This window comes from Lactococcus sp. EKM203L, from assembly GCF_011800585.1.
Lineage (GTDB): Bacteria > Bacillota > Bacilli > Lactobacillales > Streptococcaceae > Lactococcus > Lactococcus lactis.
On the sequence record NZ_JAALEQ010000029.1, the window covers coordinates 1 to 2,605 of the forward strand.

Below are 2,605 nucleotides of genomic sequence, written 5' to 3' on the forward strand. Positions count from 1 at the left end.
ATCGTCATTCCTCCTGCTATCTTTTTCTATTATTCTACCTTATTTGATAGTAGATTTAAAACTTTGCAACAGAACCGATCACCGAACTGTGAAGTATCTTAACAATTTAATAGAACAAGACCATCGACCTATTAAACGACGGAATAAATTTTATCAAATTCTCCGTACAGCCTCTTCCACGATTAAGGGCATGGAGACCATTCGAGGAATATATAAAAAGAACCGAAGAAATGGAACGCTCTTCGGCTTTTCGGTGTCTACTGAAATCAAGGTATTAATGGGAATAACAGCCTAAGATATTTGGAGTTCAGAGAGGGCGCGTTTGATTTTCAAACTTCGCAACAGAACCAATCTGACGGTGACTTCTGAAAATAAGAAGTATAAATGGGTTTAATAATATAGTTTTATTATAACACTATTTGGAATAGTTACTCAACAAAACAAAAATAGATGTTTTTAATAATCCCTCAACTGATACTCCCACGCCCCCTCCCTTTCAACCTCTTCTACACTACTCAAGTATGGATATTCGATCGAATGGAAACAGTATAAATCTAGCCTGTCCTAAGATCTTGCTTTCTGAAATAAAAGGATCGTTCCATTTTCTGCTGTCATATGAATGTATCCGGTAATCCCCTAGGAAAAAATATTCTCCTTCAGGCACCTTAAAACTTCCACTTTTTGTATCTGGGTACTTTACATATGTTTCATTCAATTCCTGATTGTTTACGGATACCTTTCCGTCTGAATTGATTTCAATCTGATCATTTGGCAGGCCGATGACTCGCTTCACCATTGTTTCTTTAAACTCATCCGAATAGAACACCAAAATTTGTCCTCTTTCAATGGAAGAAGTGTTATGAATCCTTGTTGTGATGATCCTGTCACCAATTTCTATTGTTGGATACATGGAAGCACTTGGTACTAGAATAATAAAGAAAACATAATTGTATAACAACGTAGTCATGATCACGACACTTACAATAAACGATAACCTCTTCAACACTTTTTTCATACTTTACCTCCTCGTAGACTAACTCTTGACCCCATTTGAATAGTGAAAAACCATCCCGTTTATAGACGATAAAACCCCAATTTAGCATAATAGCTATTGGGGTTTTATGACTATTATTTACAAAAACTAGTTTCAGTTGACTGATTTAATTGTTCGTTTGTTTTTACTTTTTTTGATCTATCTTATTTAGATGGAATGATAAATTTTTGTCCAGGGAAAATAAGGTCTGGGTTAGAAATATTGTTTACTTTTGCAATTTCTTGATAAGTTGTATTAAATTCTAATCCAATTCCCCAAAGTGTACCTCCAGGTTTTACTGTATATATAACCTCTCCATGAGTTTTTTCCGCTTCTGCAGCTGCTTTACCGTTGTTGGCTTCAGCGTTATGAGTTGCATGAGCATTATTTGCTTCTTCACCGTGAGCACCTTCAGCAGCATGCTCCTCTTCACCTTCAGCAAATTTGAAGAATTTCACGTATGCTTCAATATATTCTCTTCCTGCTTCAAGATCATTCACATCATAATCCTTTAAAGACATAACTTTTTCAAATCTCTCTTTAAGTTCAGGCATTTTTTCTTTTTCAGTCATACCTTCTAACGGCGATAAATTGCCTAGCTCAATACTCTTGTCTGCTGCTAATACTTTTTCATCGATAGGAGTTCCTGAAGGTTTCAATCCGTCAAACGGCGCACCTTCTCCTGCTCTGTGCACTCTAACCACTTCACTGAAGAAATACTGTTCGGCCAACTCCTTAGCTTCTGGACTCTGGTCTTTGACTTTCATGCTAAGATTAAATTTATCTGTTATTTCCTTTTGATATTCAGGTGCCACCCATTTCATCACATAGTTGACGTTATTACTCTCCATGGCTTTTTTTCCATCAACTACAGTTGGACCATCCATCGTGTCGCAGTGCGCACTCGCAGATAGAGGAATTATCGCCATAATAGCTGCAGATGTTAATAGTACTCCAATAGATTTTTTCATGTTTGATTTTAAGTTTAATTTTTTCATGTTATCCTCCTGATGTTTTTATGAAAATACTGAGCAGTTTGTTTTTAATCGTTCTTTCGATCTGCTCCGTTTTGATAAAAGCTTTGTCAAATTAGGCTTTTATCTTAAATAGTACTTTTCATGCTAAATGTATGCTTCTTATTTCTGTGCCTCCCTTGATTTGATAGTTTTATATTAATGGTAATCAGTTATAAGCACCTTGATAAAAATCAAGTTTTTTATTTTTTATTAAACTTTTTCTTAAACTTTTCCCGAGTCAGGGGATGGGTACCTTGACCCACGAAATAATAGATGAATAGGATTCTCTGGGGTTTATCCTTTTATTCAACTCAAAAGCGCCCTTTTACTTCCGAATTGACAAGTGTAACTGAATGGAATGCAGAGCCAGTTCCGTTTTTGTAAATGCTGCTATCGAAAACTTAGTTTTGGAACTAATCTTTGGGTCAACGGACCTGTCCCTTGATAAAAGCCGTATTCTTTTAGTTTCTTAAAGGCACTTGTAATAGCGGGGGCTTTATCTGTGACTACAACCTTCGGTTCATCAAACTGCTTCACTAACCGCTTAAGAAAAGCA

General features: G+C 36.0%; 2 protein-coding genes and 2 pseudogenes. 1 reads left to right on the forward strand and 3 read right to left on the reverse strand.

What is annotated here, in order from left to right; all coding sequences use genetic code 11:
* Nucleotides 1-61: 61 nt before the first annotated feature.
* Nucleotides 62-295 (forward strand): annotated as a pseudogene (locus HFD15_RS13840) (DDE-type integrase/transposase/recombinase); the annotation flags it as partial.
* 216 nt (nucleotides 296-511) lie between these two features.
* On the opposite strand, the gene lepB reads toward HFD15_RS13840, so the two are convergent.
* From lepB to HFD15_RS13855, 3 genes and pseudogenes are all read right to left on the reverse strand, one after another.
* Nucleotides 512-1,015, reverse strand: a complete 504-nt coding sequence (gene lepB / locus HFD15_RS13845) for a signal peptidase I (RefSeq protein WP_167593807.1) — start codon at nucleotides 1,013-1,015, stop codon at nucleotides 512-514.
* A gap of 182 nt (nucleotides 1,016-1,197) precedes the next feature.
* On the reverse strand, nucleotides 1,198-2,031 hold the full coding sequence (locus tag HFD15_RS13850) for a DUF6448 family protein (RefSeq protein ID WP_167593806.1): 834 nt from the start codon (nucleotides 2,029-2,031) through the stop codon (nucleotides 1,198-1,200).
* Nucleotides 2,032-2,484: 453 nt separating this feature from the next.
* Nucleotides 2,485-2,605: pseudogene (locus tag HFD15_RS13855) on the reverse strand (IS6 family transposase); the annotation flags it as partial.